Consider the following 19,330-nt stretch of genomic DNA (forward strand, 5'->3'; position numbering starts at 1 on the left):
TTTAGAGCAAAAAAATCAGAAACCTTGCTTGACTATAAACATTGGTATAGTTCCGTCAATTTTTGTGCAATTAACTTAAAACCATAGTTATCCAGCACAAAATTTCTAATTTTTTGCTTTGGATAATTTTCAAGATTCTTAGCAACTTTAGCAATAGCATTTGCTAGAGAGATAGGATTATCTTTTTCACACAGTTCACCAAGATATGAGTGTCTGATTATTTCTTCAGGACCACCACAACGTGTACTAACGACAGGTTTACCGCTAGCCATTGCCTCAATTACGACAACGCCAAAAGTCTCTGAATGACTAGGCAATACAAAAATATCACAATGTTCACGCATGAGTCTAGCTACTTCATCGCGGGTTTGCCACCCAATGATATGAATATATTCTAGTAACTCATGCTCCATAGTCCATTGCTTAAGTTTCTCGATAAGTTCCCCTCCTCCTACAATAGTTAAATCTAATTTCATTTGGCGTTTAAGCAATATTTGGACGGCTTCGATTAGCCCGAAAGGATTCTTATTGTCATCAAGAGAAATTACACTAAGCAATCGAAGTTTATCATTACTATTAAGTTGTTCAGAAGCTTGCTTTGGGTAAAATTTCGTAGTGTCTACACCATTGGGAATACAAATTAGTTTATTATGACAAGTTGGAGGGATATATTTTTGTACTTCGCTAGCCATCGCAGAACTAACGCAAATAATTTGCTTCGCTGATACTAAAGATTTGATAGTTATCTGACGTACTATCTGTTTTCTTGTGAGAAAGCTGAATGGTCCTGTATGTTCAGTAATTATTAAAGGAACTTTATAGCGATTAGATAAATACGTACCAGAAAAACCGTCAAGATACCCTGTATGTGCATGAACTAAATCAAAGTTAAAATCATGGTGTATCCGGTTAGCTAATTGAGCTATTGAGTATCTATAATTAAAACTATGAACATGAAAAGGAAAATAGGGTTTACCAACAAGATAAGGAATAAATAAAGTTGGTATTCCTTCGTATAAACTCCATTGGGATAAACAAGCTAATTCTTTATATTTATCAATTGCCCTCTTAAGTTTAAGAGGATTTTTCGTATTACACCAGAATGGTTGGCAAGAAACTACTCGTACATCTAAGCCTTCATTTTCCCGTAGTGCTTTGACTTGTTCAGCTACAAAGCATCCTGAGTTAAGCTGTGATGGATTGGGAAACATATGAGAAAGTACCAAAATTCGGCTAACACGACGTTTGGCGTTATTAAAGAAAAATGTTGCAAACTTTGATGCTAGAGCGTAAGCTTCTTCAGCTTGCGATCGCTCTAGCTCTTTTTTTTCTAAGAAACTGGATACCTTAGCGTAAGCTTCTTCAGCTTGCGATCGCTCTAGCTCTTTTTTTTCCAATAAACCTGATAAATAACTTATTTCTTGAATAAATCTAGCAGATTCCAACTCTTTTTTTTTTGAATTTTCTTCAAGCAATTGCAACAAATGATTGATATCTTTGTCTTTTTGCTTCAGGACTTTTTCTACAGATTTTTTATAATCTAACAGTGTTATTTTACTAAAATTTAAATCATAGAAGGAATTCAATTTTTCTGACCATAACCAGTCTGGTTTTGGATAATATGCAGATGAATCAACTAATAGCCCCCATGTTCTGTAATAATCTAAATCTGAATTCACTAAAATGTTATGGCCTTTATTCAAAAATAAAAAAGGCATATCTGCAATATTGGAGAAATTCTTAGATAAATATTGTATGGATTGCAGCCCAATCTCTGCATCAACCTCTATACTAACAGCAGTGCCATAAGAATTAACTTCCCAAGTTTTATCTACAATCAATTCATACTTGCCATCACCCAAATATGAAATATTATTTATCGGGAAAGCTATATTGTTTAAATCATCATGCACCGTTATGCGAATTTGTTGAATATGGCATTTGGGAGATTCTGTTGTGACTAAAATTCTGTCTCCAACCTCACTCACAATAGGAAATTGAATCAGCAGAGAGGTAACATTCAGATTAATATTATCTTTACCAAAAAATGTCTCAGAGTGCTTATTTTTATTTAAGTATTTAGACCAAAAGCAACCTTCTACAAATCCATTCTCTACTTCTTGAAGATGATTATTTAAATCTAATAGCAGAGGTGAAAATAATTTCTCCTTTAAATTACTTTTATGAAAATCTTGTATTAAGTCAATTTCCTTGTATGTATAAAAAGATATAATCTCTGAACGATTTATATGTTTATTTATTAATGATTCTCTATTAAAAAAACTTTTACTGCGAAGATTTCCTAATATTTGTTGTGTTTTTTCACTATCATTATGAACTACTGTTGAACTTCCACAATTAGGACAAATAGAGTTATTGTGTTTCAAATACCCTTGAAGTTCATGTAACGTACTCATCTCTATAGGATCAGACGGTGGTCTGGTAATATCACCAGAATATCTTATTTCGTTAACTTTCCAATCTATGCAACACAAATTAATCAATTCTTGTTCACGAAAAGAACGTTGATGATGATTAATATGATATACGTAACCACAATTGGAACATTTGGCTAGAGATTTTTCTAGTTGTTCTGCGTGGGGTACAGAAATCAATACATACTTTGATGCTACTCTAAATAGCTCTGAAACCCCATGTAGATAGATATCATCATTCAGATGCTCTATTACATCATTAGCCATTACCATATCAAATGAATTATCTGCAAATGGCAAGCTAGTAATAGAACCAACTTTTTTCTGATGTCTAACATTTTTTAGTGCTTCTTCACTAGAGTCGAAACCAACAACATCAATGTGTCTAGGCAGATTATTTGTGATCAGTCCATTACCACAACCAACATCAAGAATGCTACGTGTGTTCTCTGGAATCAGACTCAAAATATCTGCTAGCAACTGAACCTGATAATATTCTGGTTTTTGATTCCAAATTTCGGATTGGTTGTAATATTCTTCTTCAAACATTTAAAGTAATACCTACTAATCTATATATTAAATAAAATTAAGCGAAATGAACCTCTATTGGTTGCCTGCAAATACCGTAGTCTATAATTTCTGTTTCCTCTTTATTTAAAATTTGAAAATGAGTACATTTGTCAAGGACGTGATAAGCTTCAGGCTCAAGTCCTTTTCTGGGATACCATTTAAAAATAGCGGTACTAGCTACATAAGCACCTGTTCCTAGTAATAAATTGTTGCTATGAAAAATAATTACTCCACTTCCATCTATGACTTTTCTCCCAATTTGTTCCGCAGAAACTAGCCATTGGGAAGCTGTCATACCAGAAGATAAATAAATACAAAAAACAAAAGTTGGATTGTGAACAGGAATTCTAGTAGTATATTCTATAACAACTTGAAATGCTTCTAAAGAATAAAGAATTTTAGTCTCATGTCCAGAGGCATCTAACAGTTTGACTTTTGTAATTAATACTTCTTGTGAACCATATTCATCTATATTTTGAGATATATTAGATGAATTATCATTTTTTTGTTTATTTACTTCAAGATTTATTAATGAATCTTGATCTTGCTGCCTCCAGTCAATTAAATGTTTGATGTCAACATCGAACTCATTGAGGCAACTGCCAACTTTCATAACTCCTAGTCTATAGTATTTATTTTGATTGGTGATGAATAATTCTACAGCCACGGATTCTTGCTCACAATCGGCCTGTATTTTTAATTTAAAATCTGCTTCATCATTCAAGTAGGATTTGGGTATAGAAAATTCAAAAGGTGCATGAGCATACTTGCCATGAAAATTACCGTATTGCCTATAGTAGCCCAATTCATCCTTACTAGGTTTACCCCAATCCATAAAACCTGCATCAGCCATCAGATAATGCTCTTGATCAGGATGATTATCCATAGGTGCGCCTACCTGAATGTATCCAATATTATCTGATGAATAGCAGAAAGATATGGCACGAATTTTATGCAACCCGACTGGATGAGAACCATCTAAACCTACTAATCGGAAAAGTAGTTTTTCGTAAATATCCTGTTGTCGTTCTAGCAGAATAGCTTGTTTTTTAGATACTTTGAGGTCTCTTGCCCTGAGCCTAATTTCTTCATCGCGTCTGACTAAGGCAGAATATTGTTTAATCACATTTAATGGCTCACCATCAGCTTGTAAAATACCACGATTGATCCAAACTACTCGGTTACATAAAGCCTGAACTGATCCTAAATCATGGCTAACAAATAAAACCGTAGCACCTGAATCTTCTGTGAGCTTTCGCATCCGTTCTACACACTTGCCAGCAAAGTAGGCATCACCAGCACCCAACACCTCATCTATGATCAATATTTCCGGCTCGATCACTGTAGCTACAGTAAAAGCTAGACGCGCATACATTCCGGCAGAATAAGTTTTAATTGGTTGATCAATAAACTCATATAATTCAGAAAAATCAATAATTTCTTCTTCTAAGTCTTTAATTTTTGCTGGAGATAGTCCTTGATATGCCAGAGAAGCTTGGATATTTTGACGGCCGGTAAACTCTGGATGAAACCCTGTACCAAGTTCCATCAAAGCTTGTACTCTTCCTGTAACTTCCACTGTGCCTTCTGTGGGGGCAAAATTTCCTGTAATAATTTTTAAGAGGGTACTTTTACCAGCACCGTTGCGTCCGATTAAACCTAGTCGTTCTCCCTTTTTTACTTCTAAATTCAGCCCACGTAAAGCCCAGAACTCTTGGTAGTATTGTTTGCGCCAGAATAACCAGCGATTGATTCCAAAAGCATCAAGAACTTTATCAGCAGGATGCTTATAGAGTCTATACATCTTTCCAAGATCACGGATAGCGATCGCTGTCTCTGTCATTTTGTGCTTAATTTGTCCTTCGTGTGCTTTATTGGTGAAGATTGAAATCTAAAAATGAATGTTCCAATCAAAGAAGAGTATTAAGTTATTATGTGTGGAATTGGCGGGATTGTGAGATTTAATAACTCAAAAATAGATTTACAGATTTTAACAACCTTGAGTGATTCTCTCAAGCTTCGTGGACCTGATGAACTGGGTTTTTTAGGATGGTCGCAACAAACATCCGTCCATATCTCCAGAAGTCCCGAAGAGGTGCAAAATTTTCCTATTTGCCTATTTCATCGCCGTTTGTCTATTTTGGATCTAAGTCCTGCTGGCTGGCAACCAATGGGAACACCCAATGGACGATATTATATTGTTTTTAATGGCGAAATTTATAACTACCTTGAACTGCAAACTCAATTGAAGGTATTAGGACATCAATTTCATTCCCATTCAGATACAGAAGTGTTACTAGCAGCATATGCTCAGTGGGGTGTCCAAGCTTTCACTAAATTAGTAGGAATGTTTGCCTTCGCTATCCTTGACACTTGGGAACACACCCTATTACTCGCTCGTGACTATTTCGGAATCAAACCACTTTACTATACTTACTCTCATAATGGATTCACCTTTGCTTCCGAAATTAAAACACTACTTCATCTACCAGAAATTAAACGCCATGTCAATCCCCAAAGACTTTACGATTACCTGCATTCTGGGCTGACTGATTATGGTAGTGAAACTCTGTTTGCGGATATTAAACAATTACCCCCATCTCATTTTCTCAGAATTTCTCTAGATAAACCCCAGCAACCCCAAATAGAGCAATATTGGCAGTTAGATTTAAATCAACATACAGATATTACATTTCCAGAAGCCACAGAACACCTACGCCATCTGTTTTTAGAGAGTGTCAACTTACATTTGCGAAGTGACGTACCAGTTGGTGCAGCCCTTTCGGGGGGTATAGACTCATCCGCCATTGTCATGGCGATGCGATATCTGCAAGGTTCACAACTCGAACTCCACACATTCAGCTATATAGCTTCAGATCCATCCCTCAGTGAAGAACAATGGGTGGATATTGTCGTAAAAGCGGCGGATGCTGTGGGACATAAAATACAAGCCTCTTCAGAAAACTTGACCAGCGACCTTAACAGACTCATTGATTTACAAGATGAACCTTTTGGTAGCACCAGCATCTATGCCCAGTATCGAGTATTCCAAATGGCACAAGGGGTTGGTATTAAAGTCATGTTGGATGGTCAGGGAGCAGACGAACTTTTGGGTGGCTATCGTCCTTACTTAGCTGCACGCCTAGCTTCGCTACTGCGCCAAGGAAAATGGCAAAGTGCCAGCCAGCTTTTACAACGCACAGCCAATCTACCAGAGATTAGCCAAAAGAAAATGCTGCTACGTGCTGTAGGATTACTCCTACCACCAAGTTTGCAACCCTCAATGAGACAGTTAGTAAAAAAAGATGTGAAACCATCTTGGCTAAATAGTAATTGGTTTACCCAAAATGGTCTAATTCCTCAACTTTATCCCCAGAAACATAATTTAGAAATACTGCGTGCAGAACTAGCCCAAGCTGTAGCAGAAACTAGTTTACCAATGCTTTTACGCTATGAAGACCGTAACTCTATGGCACACTCGATTGAAAGTCGAGTTCCTTTTTTAACTCCCAATTTAGTCAACTTTATTTTTTCACTGCCAGAAGAATTTATTATTGCTAGCGACGGTACATCTAAAGCCATCTTCCGTGAAGCGATGCGGGGTATTGTTCCAGACCCAATTTTAGATAGAAAAGACAAAATTGGCTTTGCCACACCGGAGCAGCGTTGGTTGCAAGATTTACGCCCTTGGTTGGAAGCGGTACTCAACAGCGACACCGCCAACGAGATTCCCGCATTGAATATCCAAAAGGTCAGAGAAGAATTTCAATCAGTTGTAGAAGGACGTTCAGCCTTTGATTTTCGTGTCTGGCGTTGGATAAACTTAATTCGCTGGACAGAACGCTTTAACGTGACTTTTGAGGGCTGACAATGCGAGTAGTACATCTGTCTACAATTCATCGGGCGCAGGATATTCGCATTTTCTATAAGGAGTGTGTCACCCTGGCAAAAGCTGGGTATGAGGTACATTTGTTAGTTTCTCACCCTCCAGCACATCAATTAGAGGGGGTTTTCTTTCATGCTATTGAGCGAGTGACGAACTACCCTCGCTTAGAAAGAATTTGGCGGCGACTCAGTAGTGCTTATCATCTTGCTGCATCCTTACAAGCTGAGATTTATCATTTCCATGACCCAGAACTTATTCCTGTAGGAATTCTCTTGCAACGCCTTGGTGCTAAAGTTATCTATGACGTTCACGAAGACACCCCCTGGGAGGCGATTTCTTTAAGCAAAAATAATCCTGTGATGGGTTGGTCTAAGTTTGGGATTTGGTCGGTGTTAGAAGCAATAGCTCAAGCTACCCTAGATGGTTTTGTATGTGTTACACCTAAAATTGCCCAGAAGTTTCCACCAACAAAAACCGTTCTAGTTCGTAATTTTCCTTTAACAGCAGAACTTCAAGCGGCGGTTGCAATTAATACTGCTGAGGATATCAAAGCAAATAATATTATTTATGCGGGTGGAATTACTGCAATTCGTGCAATTCGAGAAATGGTCTCGGCGATCGCACTTTTACCCGAAACTTTAGCGAGCAAACTATTACTGTTGGGTGAATTTTCGCCCATAACTTTGAAAACTGAAGTGGAACAGTTCCCTGGGTGGCAAAATGTAAAATCTTTAGGTTGGCAATCTCGTGATCATTTAGTCCAGTATTTGGCACAAGCTAGGGTTGGTTTGGTGATTTTTCATCCTGAACGCGATCACCTAGAAGCATTGCCTAACAAATTGTTTGAGTATATGGCTGCGGGTTTGCCAATCGTAGCATCAGATTTCCCCTTGTGGCGGGAGATTATTGAAGGGGTTGGATGCGGTTTGTTAGTTAATCCTTTAGATCCGCAGGAGATTGCTAAAGCTATTCAATATCTTTTAGAAAACCCAGAAGTGTCTGCTGCTATGGGTAGACGAGGGCAAGAAGCAGTGCGTACTCAGTATAACTGGGAAATAGAATCACAAAAATTACTAGATTTTTATCACAAAATATATCAGCAATGAAAATTTTGACAATTGTTGGCGCACGTCCACAGTTTATCAAAGCAGCCGCAGTTTCAAGAAAGTTACAATCTCATCCTGACATTCAGGAAGTGCTAGTTCACACAGGTCAGCATTATGACGAAAATATGTCTGATGTGTTTTTCCAAGAGTTAGAAATTCCTGTACCTGAATATCATTTAGGTATTGGTTCTCACACTCATGGTATGCAAACAGGCAGGATGTTGGCAGAAATTGAACAAGTTTTGCTGAAAGAATTGCCTGATTGGGTGCTAGTTTATGGTGATACAAACTCTACTTTGGCAGGAACGATCGCGGCAGTCAAGCTGCATATCCCTGTAGCTCATGTTGAAGCTGGTTTGCGATCGTTTAATCGCCGAATGCCAGAAGAAATCAATCGAGTGCTGACTGACCACGCCGCCAATTTACTCTTTGCACCTACTACTGCGGCTGTGGAAAACTTACGTCAAGAGGGAATTGCTCCGGAAAAAATTCACTTAGTAGGGGATGTCATGTACGATGCTGCTATTGAGTACGGAATAAAAGCAGAGCTAAAAAGTTCTATTCTGGATCATCTGGGCTTGACTCCCCAAAAGTATATTCTGACAACTATTCACAGAGCAGAAAATACTGACGACCCCAAGCGGTTAGAAGCAATTTTTACAGGATTAATAGCCATATCTCGGAATATACCCGTAGTATTACCGCTTCATCCCCGCACCCGCGCTGCTTTGTCACGCACGGAGTTATGGGAAAGTGCTGGTCAATCCCTACAATTAATTGAACCAGTAGGATATTTAGACATGGTGATGTTAGAGAAAAATGCCCAACTCATAGCGACGGACTCTGGTGGTGTACAGAAAGAAGCATTTTTCTATCGCGTTCCTTGTGTCACCTTACGAGAAGAAACGGAATGGGTAGAGTTGGTACAGTTAGGATGGAATCGCTTACTACCACCAGTAGGTTCATCAAATGTAGCTAATGGTATATCAGATGCGTTGCTGAGTATTTCTGGTAACGAAGTACCAAATCATCTCTATGGGGGAGGATTTGCCGCATTGAAAATTGTTCAGTTACTTACTAGCAACTCAATTTGTTTATAAACTGAGAGCGTGGACGAACATCTACTTATTAACCTGTCTTTTCTACTTACAAAACCCACAGGTACTACTACTTACTCCCTTAACCTGCTACCTTATCTAAAACAACTTCAGCCTACACTTCTAGTTGCACAAAATATTTCTGGTTATAAATGTTACCCAGTACCTCCCAAGCAAACAGCAGAACAGGGAGGGAAAGGGCATTTTCGTCGCTTAGTTTGGACACAGTTGCAAGTACCGAGAATTTATCACGAATTAAAATCCCCTCTTTTATTCTCTCCTCTACCAGAAGCACCGCTTTATAGCAACTGTCGTTTTGTGGTGATGTCTCATGACTTAATACCTTTGCGTTTTCCCAAACGTTTCTCACCGTTAACGCCGTATCATCGTTACTATGTTCCTCAAGTTTTGCAACAGGCGCAACATATTATCTGTAACTCTCAGGCTACAGCTAACGACATCATTGACTTTTATCAAATTCCAGCTAGTAAAATTACCCCCATCCCCCTAGCGCACGACCGCACGCACTTTTGCTATCTCAATTTACCAACTCGCAATTACTTTCTCTACATTGGTAGACAAGACCCTTACAAAAATCTACATCGTCTTATCGCCGCCTTTGCTGCGCTACCTAATAACGACGACTACGAACTATGGCTAGCAGGCCCAACTGACAAGCGTTATACCCCGCTTCTACAAACACAAATTGCAGAACTAGGGATAAGTCATCAGGTCAAATTCCTCGACTATGTAGCTTACAGTGAATTACCCACCATTATTAATCAAGCGATCGCACTTCTTTTCCCCAGTTTGTGGGAAGGTTTCGGTTTCCCTGTCCTAGAAGCAATGGCTTGCGGTACTCCTGTTATCACTTCTAATCTCTCCTCTCTCCCAGAAGTGGCTGGTGATGCAGCGATTCTGATTAATCCCTACAACACAGCAGAAATCACCGCCGCGATGCAGATGATAGCGGCTGATTTAGCATTGCGTTTACATCTTTCTACTCAAGGTATTGCTAGAGCTAATCAATTTAGTTGGGAAAAAACTGGACTTGCTACGGTCGAAGTCTTATCTGGATATCTCTAATTCTCAAAGCCAGAAAATTCTTGCTTGACTCATACCTACATATAGATGTAATATCTGTCTCATAGAAGGGGAGTAGCAACTGGCAAAGAATTTCCCAGCCAGTACATTTGAATCAACATACTGGTGATGAGCCTGGTTCAAGTGACAAATAATTAATATTTGGTAGCGAGACCTTCACTAAGTTCACAAAAATGTGAGCTTGGTGAGGTCTTTTGGCATTCATCAAGCTCACATGGATACATGATTTTTCAGGAGCTTGAGAGAGTGCTAACGGCTTTTACCGCAGGTTTATTACTAATTACAGTTTCAGAGTTAGGGGATAAAACATTTTTTATCGCTATGATTTTGGCAATGCGCCATTCACGGCGATTGGTATTTATAGGAGTGGTAGCTGCTTTAGCCGCCATGACAATCCTTTCGGTGTTGTTTGGACAAGTCGCTTCTCAATTACCAAAAGTTTATACTCATTATGCTGTAATCGTATTGTTTTTTGCCTTTGGTATTAAGTTGTTGTACCAAGCTAGTAAGATGACTGCTGCTGCTGAACAAGCCGAAATGATGGAAGAAATAGCAGAAGCCAAAGCCGCAGTAGAAAAAGCCGAATTGCAGCTACCCAAGCAAAAAAATTCCTTATCGATTGTCATAGAAGCCTTTGTTTTGACATTTATGGCAGAATGGGGCGATCGCACGCAAATCGCCACGATTGCCTTAGCCGCAGGGAATAATGCCATTGGTGTCACCATCGGGGCTATTTTAGGTCATGCAATTTGTGCCGCGATCGCCGTCATTGGTGGCAAAATGATCGCTGGACGTATTTCTGAGCGTCAGCTTACCTTTGCTGGCGGATTCCTGTTCTTAATTTTTGGTGTTTTTGCTGTTCTTGAGGGAGCTTAACAATTCAAAATTCAAAATTCAAAATAACAGCCCCTCAAAATTTAGAGGCTGTTAGTTTTCTCACTGCTTGGGTGCGCTTTCAGATGTGGGTGGTGTCGCAGGGGTAGGGTTAGGCTCAGGTGATACAGTAGCCGCTTTGTTAATCTCATCTTTGTATTGAGCAGGAGCTAAAGCCACAGCACTATCAAACAAAGGTTTAGCTTCAGTGACTTTACCCTGTTCCTTCAACAGCATCGCCTTAGCCAAAACTGGGCGAAAATCTTGGGGAGCTTTCTGAATTGCCTGATCAAAAGCAGAAATAGCTTGAGGATAGCGTTTTTGGCTAGAGTGAACATTGCCCAATAACACCTGTACAGCTACAACATCCACACTTCCCGGTTGAATAGTATTAGCTTGAGCCGCATTAGTCAGAGTCTCTTGCAGCAAGCCTACAGCAGCTTCTGGACGTTGCTGACTCACAAGCAAAGCCACCATTCCCTGTAAAGCCTTCAAATCTCCTGGTTTCGTATCTAAAATGGCTCGATAAGCTTGAGCAGCCCCTTCCTTATCACCAATCTGCTGTTTAGCTTGAGCTAACAACACTCCATACTCTGACTGCTGCGGATTAAGTTTCGCCAACTTTTCCAATGGTTCAATCACCCCTTGGATCTCACCTTGTTTTAAACTCAAAAGTTGTAGTCGGGCTTGTAATAAGCCCTTGAGCGCGGTTTGATTTTCTGGCTCTCGTTGTAAAACCAGTTCATAACCTCGCACCTCATCTTGCAACTTGGATGTTTGGTTAGAAGTAGCGACATCACTAGGGTTGGTGGGATTCGGGGTTGAGGATGACGTATCATTGAGCGCACTAATAATGGGAACTAAAGAAATACCTACAAAAGTAAGAACTGCCAGTGCTAGAATGATCTGAACTATCCAGCGATTGCGCGGTTGAGACACTATTTTGTCCCCCTCCAAAACTCACATCTCATTATTATTGACACAAACTAGAAAGTTAAAAATTTCAAAAACTGTGCGGAATACCGCCAATTAAGAGTGAATTTTATAACAAATGATTATTTGACTGCTAAATTAAGTGATTACTTTAGGGAGAGCCATCATATTAAAAGCTATGATATGCTTCCGAAACTGCCGTAAAGACGCTAAATTACACATTTACATAATGAATGACTGATTTAGGGTCTTTACAATTGTATAGAGCGTTCTGTTGTGATTTTGTGAAAAGCCAATATACTTTCATCAACCACGCAAACGCTATTTCCAGCTGCCTTATTAAAATCCCATAATTGGGATGTGTCTCCGCCGCAAGGAGTTTTTATGAATTCCGACCTGATGCCTTCGCCTGATTCCGCTAACTCTTTTGCTTCCAATGAACCTCAAACTCCCAAAGAGGCAGCTGCTAATGTTCACATAGCAGCAACCCAGCCCTCTAAGCTTGAGACTTCACCTGTCAACTCTAGTGAAACTGACTCTAATGAGAACCTAGCCAATCGCCAACAACCGATACCGCCTCCTAGTGAACCGATGCAATACCGCGCCATCGGACTAGTCCGGGGTCGTTACCAAGCCAGTGACGAACATTTTACCCAAGGTATCTTACTCACCCCAGATGGTGTAGAACTCAATTCCGTCTTGCTGGGTCGGATTATGAGCCTAGTCAAAAATCATCTAGACCTAGAAAAAGAACATTTGTGGGTAGTTTATCCCCGCACCAGACAAGAAAATGACAGCTTACACATTCAAATTGTAGGGGTATGGGAGCCAGAAAGTCTGGCTAAACAACCAACAGAAGAAAACCAAGCAGATTCGGAGTCACAAGAATTACAGACACCCGATGAAAGCTTAGTAGATGAGAGTAAAGAAGCTACAAGCCTCTCAGCACCTTCATCTAACATCCCGGATGGCGGTTTCTCCGTCCGTGGGGAAGTGGTTTACCAGTCTTTTGATGAAAAGAGCTTAGTAGTAAAAATTAAGCAAGCTCCACGTAAACGAGATGACAAACCCAAATATTTCAAGTTGAAATTGCGGGGTGTGCTGACAACCAAAGCTGTAGGCAAGTTTTGGGACTTCAAAGCCAAGCGAGAAGCCGACGCATTAGTCATAGAAACGGCAGAAGCGATCGCTGACTTACCCAAAAAACGCAGACCACCCTTTAGAGGTGGCGGTGGTGGTGGTCCTCGCGGTGCTGGTGGTGGTCCAGGAAGAAGACCATTCCCCCCCAGACGACCAGGAGAAACTCCACGCCCCGTCAAGAGAACAAGCAGCGATCCCTCGGTAATTTCCAAACCCTTACCAAAATCGCCTTCGCCTAGCTCTACACCAGCACCGAAGCCAATCAAGCGACCGAAACCTACTCAGGAGTAAGGTGATTAATGAGTGCTGAGTGCTGAGTAATGAGTGAGGAGTGAGGAGTAATGAGTAATGAGTAATGAGTAATGAGTAATGAGTAAAAAATCATTTACAACTCATAACTCACAACTCATAACTCACTCATTACTCAGCACTCACAACTCAGCACTCAGCACTCGCTTTAAAACTCTCTCCAATGGTCTTGAGGAAGAAAAGACCTCTCCATTGGAATTGATGCTACTGGTTCAGTGAGGGTAAAACTGCCTGCTTCAATCCATTGTTTTAACTCTATGGCAACTTGCCGAGATAAAAATAAACTAGCTAAAGGAGCAACCCTAACAGTTTTACCCTCGATGGTGATACGCCCGGATTTGAGTTGGGCGTAACTCACCAAACCAAATGTCGGACGGACGCGCCGGGGAATGGAAAAATCTACTATTGGCGCAACTAAATTTTGATCTTGAACTGCACAGTTTTCTACTACCTGTTCGTTTAATAAGGGTATGGGTACACCTACACCCAACATTAACGAAGAACCATAACTTTTAAAGTAGCAACCCCGTACCCAACGCGCATCCATTTGTTTGGCATCACCAATTAAGGCTAAAGTCGCAGAGGGGCCAATGGGTGTTTGATTGGCTAGCCGCTTTTGTAAAGGAAAATGTTGCGTCCCTTCCCAAGCAACGTAACCAATACCGCCGCCTAAGAAAATACGCGTACCAATGCCAATAATTTGTAATTTTGGATCATTCAATAAGGGAGAAATTGCACCGGGGTTAGAATAGACAGCATTACCTAAACGCGGTTGCAGAGGGCCGAGGTAAGTATGAAGCGGGCGATCGCCTCCATTCACCCCTACAATAAAATTTTGATAAAGATTACGTGGATTAAATAAATAAAACTGATTTATTGTGTCGCGAGTAATAGAAGTCTCAAAACTTGCTCTAGGATAACAATCAGTGACTTGTCCTTGGGCGCGGATATGCACAGGTTTACCGGCAATCAAATCTTCTATTACATGACCGCCGCCCCGTTCGCGGACTTCTTCGCCATCCATCGTATCCACAACACAGCTAGCACCCAAATATAAATCGACTGCACCAAAACCACTGTATGCAGGAACTCCATCTACCCAACAACGGCGAATTTTAATAGGCGGGTCAGTGTGTCCTAGATTAATAATTGCCCCACTTGATTCCATCGGTTCAAAAGTGCCAGTGGTAACAACATCAACTTCTTCGGCAACTTTCTTCACACCGACTTCCGCAACCCGTGCTTTTAATTCCTCAGCCGTTAACACTACCGCAGTTTGGCGGTTAATTTTCTCGTTGATTTCTGCAATAGTTCGCATTTTTCATGTGGCAGATTGACATCCTAATTCTAGGGTTTGAACCAAAAAACAAATTTAAAATCTAAAATTGGTACGGTCAAGAACTAGGCAGTAAATCTTGATTTGGCAGATTTTTATTAATGAATGTTTTAGGTAATTGTGACCCCAGCACTAAAATCATGATAGTCATATAGCCAACTAGAGCCATCCATAACAAGTGATTATTATGTAAATACCATCCTGTAGCAGCTAAGGGAGTAAAACCGAATCCAAAGGCTAACAGAACGGCATTACGGATAATTGCACCTTCTTTTAAGCCAATAAAGTACCCTTCCAGCATAAAAGCGATCGCAGTTAATCCTAGAAGCGGCAATAACCAAATTGCATAACTACTGATGTGTTGGTTCACCTCTGTATGATTAGTCAGTAATCCAAATATGGTATCGGGGAAAATCACAGATGCGATCGCAAAACCTAGAGCAATAAACAAACTGGTAATTACAGAAACACTCAACAATGGAATCATCTTTTCTGTTGTACCTTTACCCTGAAAGTTGCCCGTCAAGGTTTGCATTGTCATCCCTACACCTTGAATGGTGAACTGACTCAACAGCGCAATTTGCAACAGCAACCCATTTTCTGCCAAGGTGATTGTTCCCATCGTGGCACTCAAATTTGTAAAGATCGCATAAGTGGAAATCAAGACTAAAAATCTCACCAGAATGTTGGTTTTGAGGACAACAGTCTCCTTCAACGCCACCCAATCAAACATCTCTTGTAAGGCGGCTGCTACTTTTGCCCACTGAATGCTGAAGCACACCCCCACTAAACCAATGACTAACGCCAAATACTGACTGATGGCTGTAGCCAGTCCAGCACCCATGCTTTCCCAACCCCACTTGACAATCATCAAATAGTCAAGCAAAACATTAGAACCATTCCCAATTAAAGACATCAACAGCACTAAGCTGTTCATTTCGCGCCCCGTAAACCAACCAATTAACACAAAGTTAAGCAACACAGCCGGGGCTGCCCAAATTCTGGCATAGAAATAGTCACTTCCAGAACTTTCAATTTCTGGCGAACCACTCAAAATCAAAAACCCCATCTTTTGGATTGGGTATTGCAGCAATAGGATCAGTAACCCCAGTCCTAGGGCAATTAAGGCACTCCTCATCCCTACTAGTAAGATGGTTTTTTGGTCATCCAGCCCCACGGCTTGTGCAGTTAGGGCATTGACACTAGAGCGTAAAAACTTTAACACCCTGTAAAGGTAGTCAAAGAGTATGGTTGCTAAAATGACTCCTGCTAAGTGACGGATATCTGCTAAATGTCCTAAAAAGGCAATGTCAACAATACCCGCTAAAGGAACCATCATGTTGGAAAGCACGTTAATGCTTGCCATTCTGTAAAAGCGAGGTAAGAAGTCGTACTGGAGTGAGACTGCTGCAAATCTCATATTTTGACTGTACTGGAGTTATTGATGGAAATTGGAACTATTTTAGTTTAAGCGACAGGTTAAGAATATGAGTTTTATAGTCACATTGCAAGTAGGTTGAGGTAATGCTCTCAGATTCAAATTAAAAAGTCTTAACGCTCAACCATAAGTAGCCGCAGTCATGTTAAATAGTCTTACACTGTACAAAAGAAAAGGTAGTGGCGGTAGCAGAATGTTCAGGAAAACAAATTTTTTGTTCTATTCTCTCTTAAGTAAGGAGAAGCAAAATGCCCAAGCAGAGTTCAAATAAGTTGTCAGGAAAGAGCCCAAAAAAACGACATAAGTTTTTTCTCAACCCTTATAATGATTGTGCTTTCACTAAATGCCCAAAATGTGATACAAAAACTAAAGTTCGTAAATTTCCTTTGGTGATTTTTATCGAATCAAAGCAGCTATTTATATTAAATAAGCAATGTAAATACTGTTCTGTCTGTGACCTAATTATTACTAAAAAACAGGAACTTGAAGCATTGACAGCTATAGGAATGAGTCAATCAAATCCTCATATCATCGGAAATGATTATTTAGTAATGGGAACAGTTGATAGAAAAGATTGGAAAGAAGGTAGCCAAAATGCACTTCCTTTGCCAGATTTGATAGAGCGAATGTATGTTTTTAAAGACGTGTGGGATTTTGACATAATTCCAGCAGGTTGGTATCCAAATGATGAAAAATAATATTTATATTTCTAAGGATCTAACATAGAATATAGAACCCCGGTTTCTCCAAAGAAACCGGGGTTCTGTATCGCTAAACTACCCTTAGTTGAACCGTATTTTGTTAGGCGGCAGTTTTTTCCTCAAGGGGGATAAAAGTCTTTTTGGTAGCTCCACAAATGGGACATTGCCAATCATCAGGAATTGCTTCAAAGGCTGTACCAGGTGCAATACCCGAATCAGGATCACCAGTCACAGGATCATAAATCATACTGCATTGTCTGCAAACCCATTTACGAGTGTTGGGATCTGCACTCGCAACTCTGGTTGTAGGTTGTCCACCATTAATTACTTCTAAAGCTTCAGTGTAGCGATCAGCGTGGTAATTCTCTATGAATTTTAATAAGCCAAAACGATGTGCTGCGGTGCGGAAGGTGTCAGCGTGTTCGCTAGATTCTTGCGCTTGTTTGAGAAACTCTTCGGCGGCGGGATTGTCGCGATCGCGTTGAGCATCTGCGGCGAAGTCAGGATACATGGTAGTGTATTCGTAGGTTTCGCCTTCAATGGCTAAAGATAAGCACCGAGAGACAATTTCTTGTTTTTGTTCGTCAGTTAACGCAGCTGGATCTTCTACAACTAGTTCTGGATGTAGCAACTCAAAATGAGCAAAGGCGTGTTCGGTCTCTTGCTCTGCGGTTTCACGAAACAGTTTAGCTAAATCTTTAAACCCAAGTTTCCGCGCTACCTCTGCAAAAAACAGATACTTCCGGTTTGCCATTGATTCGCCACCAAAGGCAGATTCTAAGTTTTGCAGAGTAGTGAAGTTTGAAAGATCCATAATTTTTGGATGCCTAAGAAGTAATATTTAGAGGTAAAATCCAAACTCTCAAATTGAGTAGATGAGCTACCACTTGTATAATTTACACGATGTGCAACTTATTATTAAAACCCCTCTCCATAGCTTGCTTCCCGCAGGGTACCTCTCCCCTGCAAGGAGAGAGGCTTTGATTCTTGCTCCCCTTCCCTGTCTCCGACACGCTGCGCGAAAGTAGGGAAGGGGTTGGGGGTTAGGTTTGAGAGAAAGTTGCACACGGCGTTAATTTACAGTTTTTTATACAAATTTTTCAGCCCATATTTATTTACCCGTTTTCTTAGCTGTGACAGGAAGATTATGGCAGGAAAGCAGAGGAGAAAAAATATTGACTACTTATAAAAATGGATAATCAGTGTATCCTATGGCATCTGGAGCGTAGAATGTTCTGGGATCTGGGGTGTTTAATTCAGCGTTAGTCTGGAATCTTTTTGGTAAGTCGGGATTAGCAATAAATAGCTTGCCGAAAGATACTAAATCTGCATCATTTTTTGCGAGGATATCATCTCCTGTTTGCCTTTCATAACCACCATTGGTAATTAATGTACCTTTGAAGATTTGGCGGAAATAGGGTGTTACAGGGTTCATGACTTCACGAGTTGACAAATCAACTTCGTTGGCTTCCATCATATGGAGATAAGCTAAATCAAAGGGGTTGAGAGCATTAACCACATAACTAAATGTTTCTTTGGGGTTGGAGTCGTACATCCCGTAAAAAGTGTTACTAGGAGAAAGCTTAATACCGACGCGCTCGCCTGCGCCTCCCCAAACGCCAGTAACGGCTTCCACCACTTCCAAAAGAAAGCGGCTGCGATTCTCAACTGAACCGCCGTATTTATCGGTGCGCTGGTTTGAACCATCTTGTAAGAATTGGTCGATTAAATAGCCGAATGCGCCGTGTAGTTCAACACCATCAAAGCCAGCCTCTAAAGCATTGGCTGCACCTTGGCGGAACTGTTCGACAATTTCGGCAATTTCTTTGGTTTCTAAAGCGCGGGGAGTCTCTAAAGATACTTTACCTGTGGGAGTGTGCAGTGAACCAACCCCAGCGATCGCACTTGGCGCAACTGGCAATTCTCCCCCCAACAAGGCGGGATGAGCAATTCTCCCAGAATGCCACAGTTGTAAAAATATCCTTCCCCCTTGTTGATGTACTGCATCTGTTACCAATCGCCATCCAGCGATTTGTGCTTCGGTGTAAATCCCTGGACAGTTCATATATCCCAAACTCAGGGGAGAAACTGCTGTACATTCAGTCACAATTAACCCTGCACTAGCTCGTTGAGCGTAGTATGTCGCCATCAGCGCATTTGGGATGTTGTCAATTGCCCGTAACCGAGTCATAGGGGCCATAACAATCCGGTTAGGTAGAGTATAAGACCCTAGTTGAACTGGTGTGAATAGGTTGATGCTTGTATTCATGATGTGGGTTTATGTGTTTTAGTCGGCTGGAGGGAATTTTAATTTGATGATTCAAGTTTCAAACAGGAATGTTCTTGCTCTAAACAGGAATGTTCTTGTTCTAAACAGGAATGTTCTTGTTCTAAACAGGAAT

Annotated in this window: 14 protein-coding genes; 7 read left to right on the forward strand and 7 right to left on the reverse strand. The window is 40.5% G+C overall.

Features of this window, described 5'->3' with window-relative positions:
* Positions 1–32: 32 nt before the first annotated feature.
* Both ACM0OR_RS20330 and ACM0OR_RS20335 read right to left on the reverse strand, forming a co-directional pair.
* Entirely contained in the window at positions 33–2,984 is a 2,952-nt protein-coding gene (locus ACM0OR_RS20330) for a glycosyltransferase (protein ID WP_414578360.1), read from the reverse strand.
* A gap of 37 nt (positions 2,985–3,021) precedes the next feature.
* Positions 3,022–4,848 (reverse strand): ABC transporter ATP-binding protein, encoded by a 1,827-nt coding sequence (locus ACM0OR_RS20335; protein ID WP_414578361.1) that lies wholly within the window; start codon positions 4,846–4,848, stop codon positions 3,022–3,024.
* Between the two features lie 90 nt (positions 4,849–4,938).
* On the opposite strand from ACM0OR_RS20335, the gene asnB reads away from it, so the two are divergent.
* The 5 genes from asnB to ACM0OR_RS20360 all read left to right on the forward strand — a co-directional run bounded on the left by asnB (position 4,939) and on the right by ACM0OR_RS20360 (position 11,074).
* The gene (gene asnB, locus ACM0OR_RS20340) at positions 4,939–6,873 is read left to right on the forward strand and encodes an asparagine synthase (glutamine-hydrolyzing) (RefSeq protein ID WP_414578362.1); all 1,935 of its coding nucleotides are present in this window, start codon (positions 4,939–4,941) and stop codon (positions 6,871–6,873) included.
* A 2-nt stretch (positions 6,874–6,875) separates the two neighbouring features.
* Positions 6,876–7,997, forward strand: coding sequence for a glycosyltransferase family 4 protein (locus tag ACM0OR_RS20345; protein ID WP_414578364.1), 1,122 nt, complete (start codon positions 6,876–6,878; stop codon positions 7,995–7,997).
* Complete coding sequence (gene wecB / locus ACM0OR_RS20350) at positions 7,994–9,097, forward strand: non-hydrolyzing UDP-N-acetylglucosamine 2-epimerase (RefSeq protein ID WP_414578366.1); 1,104 nt, start codon at positions 7,994–7,996, stop codon at positions 9,095–9,097. The genes ACM0OR_RS20345 and wecB overlap by 4 nt, the downstream gene beginning before the upstream one ends.
* A gap of 9 nt (positions 9,098–9,106) precedes the next feature.
* On the forward strand, positions 9,107–10,180 hold the full coding sequence (locus tag ACM0OR_RS20355; RefSeq protein WP_414578368.1) for a glycosyltransferase family 4 protein: 1,074 nt from the start codon (positions 9,107–9,109) through the stop codon (positions 10,178–10,180).
* Between the two features lie 264 nt (positions 10,181–10,444).
* The gene (locus tag ACM0OR_RS20360) at positions 10,445–11,074 is read left to right on the forward strand and encodes a TMEM165/GDT1 family protein (RefSeq protein ID WP_414578369.1); all 630 of its coding nucleotides are present in this window, start codon (positions 10,445–10,447) and stop codon (positions 11,072–11,074) included.
* A 60-nt stretch (positions 11,075–11,134) separates the two neighbouring features.
* Here the strand turns inward: ACM0OR_RS20360 and ACM0OR_RS20365 are convergent, their stop codons facing one another.
* A complete protein-coding gene (locus ACM0OR_RS20365) occupies positions 11,135–12,010 on the reverse strand; it encodes a tetratricopeptide repeat protein (protein WP_190706098.1) in 876 nt (291 codons plus the stop codon).
* 378 nt (positions 12,011–12,388) lie between these two features.
* Between ACM0OR_RS20365 and ACM0OR_RS20370 the strand changes: the two genes are divergently transcribed.
* Complete coding sequence (locus ACM0OR_RS20370; RefSeq protein ID WP_414578371.1) at positions 12,389–13,435, forward strand: hypothetical protein; 1,047 nt, start codon at positions 12,389–12,391, stop codon at positions 13,433–13,435.
* A gap of 166 nt (positions 13,436–13,601) precedes the next feature.
* Here the strand turns inward: ACM0OR_RS20370 and ACM0OR_RS20375 are convergent, their stop codons facing one another.
* Entirely contained in the window at positions 13,602–14,771 is a 1,170-nt protein-coding gene (locus ACM0OR_RS20375) for a homocysteine biosynthesis protein (protein ID WP_237991052.1), read from the reverse strand.
* A gap of 76 nt (positions 14,772–14,847) precedes the next feature.
* Positions 14,848–16,209, reverse strand: coding sequence for a guanitoxin biosynthesis MATE family efflux transporter GntT (gene gntT / locus ACM0OR_RS20380; protein ID WP_414578373.1), 1,362 nt, complete (start codon positions 16,207–16,209; stop codon positions 14,848–14,850).
* 266 nt (positions 16,210–16,475) lie between these two features.
* On the opposite strand from gntT, the gene ACM0OR_RS20385 reads away from it, so the two are divergent.
* The gene (locus tag ACM0OR_RS20385) at positions 16,476–16,925 is read left to right on the forward strand and encodes a hypothetical protein (RefSeq protein ID WP_414578374.1); all 450 of its coding nucleotides are present in this window, start codon (positions 16,476–16,478) and stop codon (positions 16,923–16,925) included.
* 103 nt (positions 16,926–17,028) lie between these two features.
* Here the strand turns inward: ACM0OR_RS20385 and ACM0OR_RS20390 are convergent, their stop codons facing one another.
* Positions 17,029–17,742 carry a rubrerythrin family protein gene (locus ACM0OR_RS20390; protein ID WP_414578375.1) on the reverse strand — a complete coding sequence of 238 codons (714 nt, stop codon included), beginning with the start codon at positions 17,740–17,742 and terminating at the stop codon, positions 17,029–17,031.
* A 369-nt stretch (positions 17,743–18,111) separates the two neighbouring features.
* The gene (locus ACM0OR_RS20395; protein WP_414578376.1) at positions 18,112–19,197 is read right to left on the reverse strand and encodes an alkene reductase; all 1,086 of its coding nucleotides are present in this window, start codon (positions 19,195–19,197) and stop codon (positions 18,112–18,114) included.
* Between the last annotated feature and the right edge of the window lie 133 nt (positions 19,198–19,330).

Source organism: Anabaena sp. CCY 9402-a (assembly GCF_963920945.1).
GTDB lineage: Bacteria > Cyanobacteriota > Cyanobacteriia > Cyanobacteriales > Nostocaceae > Trichormus > Trichormus minutissimus.

Coding starts and splice junctions, on each gene's coding strand:
- ACM0OR_RS20330 (WP_414578360.1), bottom strand. CDS start 2,984: ATGTTTGAAGAAGAATATTACAACCAATCCGAAATTTGGAATCAAAAA.
- ACM0OR_RS20335 (WP_414578361.1), bottom strand. CDS start 4,848: ATGACAGAGACAGCGATCGCTATCCGTGATCTTGGAAAGATGTATAGA.
- asnB (WP_414578362.1), top strand. CDS start 4,939: ATGTGTGGAATTGGCGGGATTGTGAGATTTAATAACTCAAAAATAGAT.
- ACM0OR_RS20345 (WP_414578364.1), top strand. CDS start 6,876: ATGCGAGTAGTACATCTGTCTACAATTCATCGGGCGCAGGATATTCGC.
- wecB (WP_414578366.1), top strand. CDS start 7,994: ATGAAAATTTTGACAATTGTTGGCGCACGTCCACAGTTTATCAAAGCA.
- ACM0OR_RS20370 (WP_414578371.1), top strand. CDS start 12,389: ATGAATTCCGACCTGATGCCTTCGCCTGATTCCGCTAACTCTTTTGCT.
- ACM0OR_RS20375 (WP_237991052.1), bottom strand. CDS start 14,771: ATGCGAACTATTGCAGAAATCAACGAGAAAATTAACCGCCAAACTGCG.
- gntT (WP_414578373.1), bottom strand. CDS start 16,209: ATGAGATTTGCAGCAGTCTCACTCCAGTACGACTTCTTACCTCGCTTT.
- ACM0OR_RS20385 (WP_414578374.1), top strand. CDS start 16,476: ATGCCCAAGCAGAGTTCAAATAAGTTGTCAGGAAAGAGCCCAAAAAAA.
- ACM0OR_RS20390 (WP_414578375.1), bottom strand. CDS start 17,742: ATGGATCTTTCAAACTTCACTACTCTGCAAAACTTAGAATCTGCCTTT.
- ACM0OR_RS20395 (WP_414578376.1), bottom strand. CDS start 19,197: ATGAATACAAGCATCAACCTATTCACACCAGTTCAACTAGGGTCTTAT.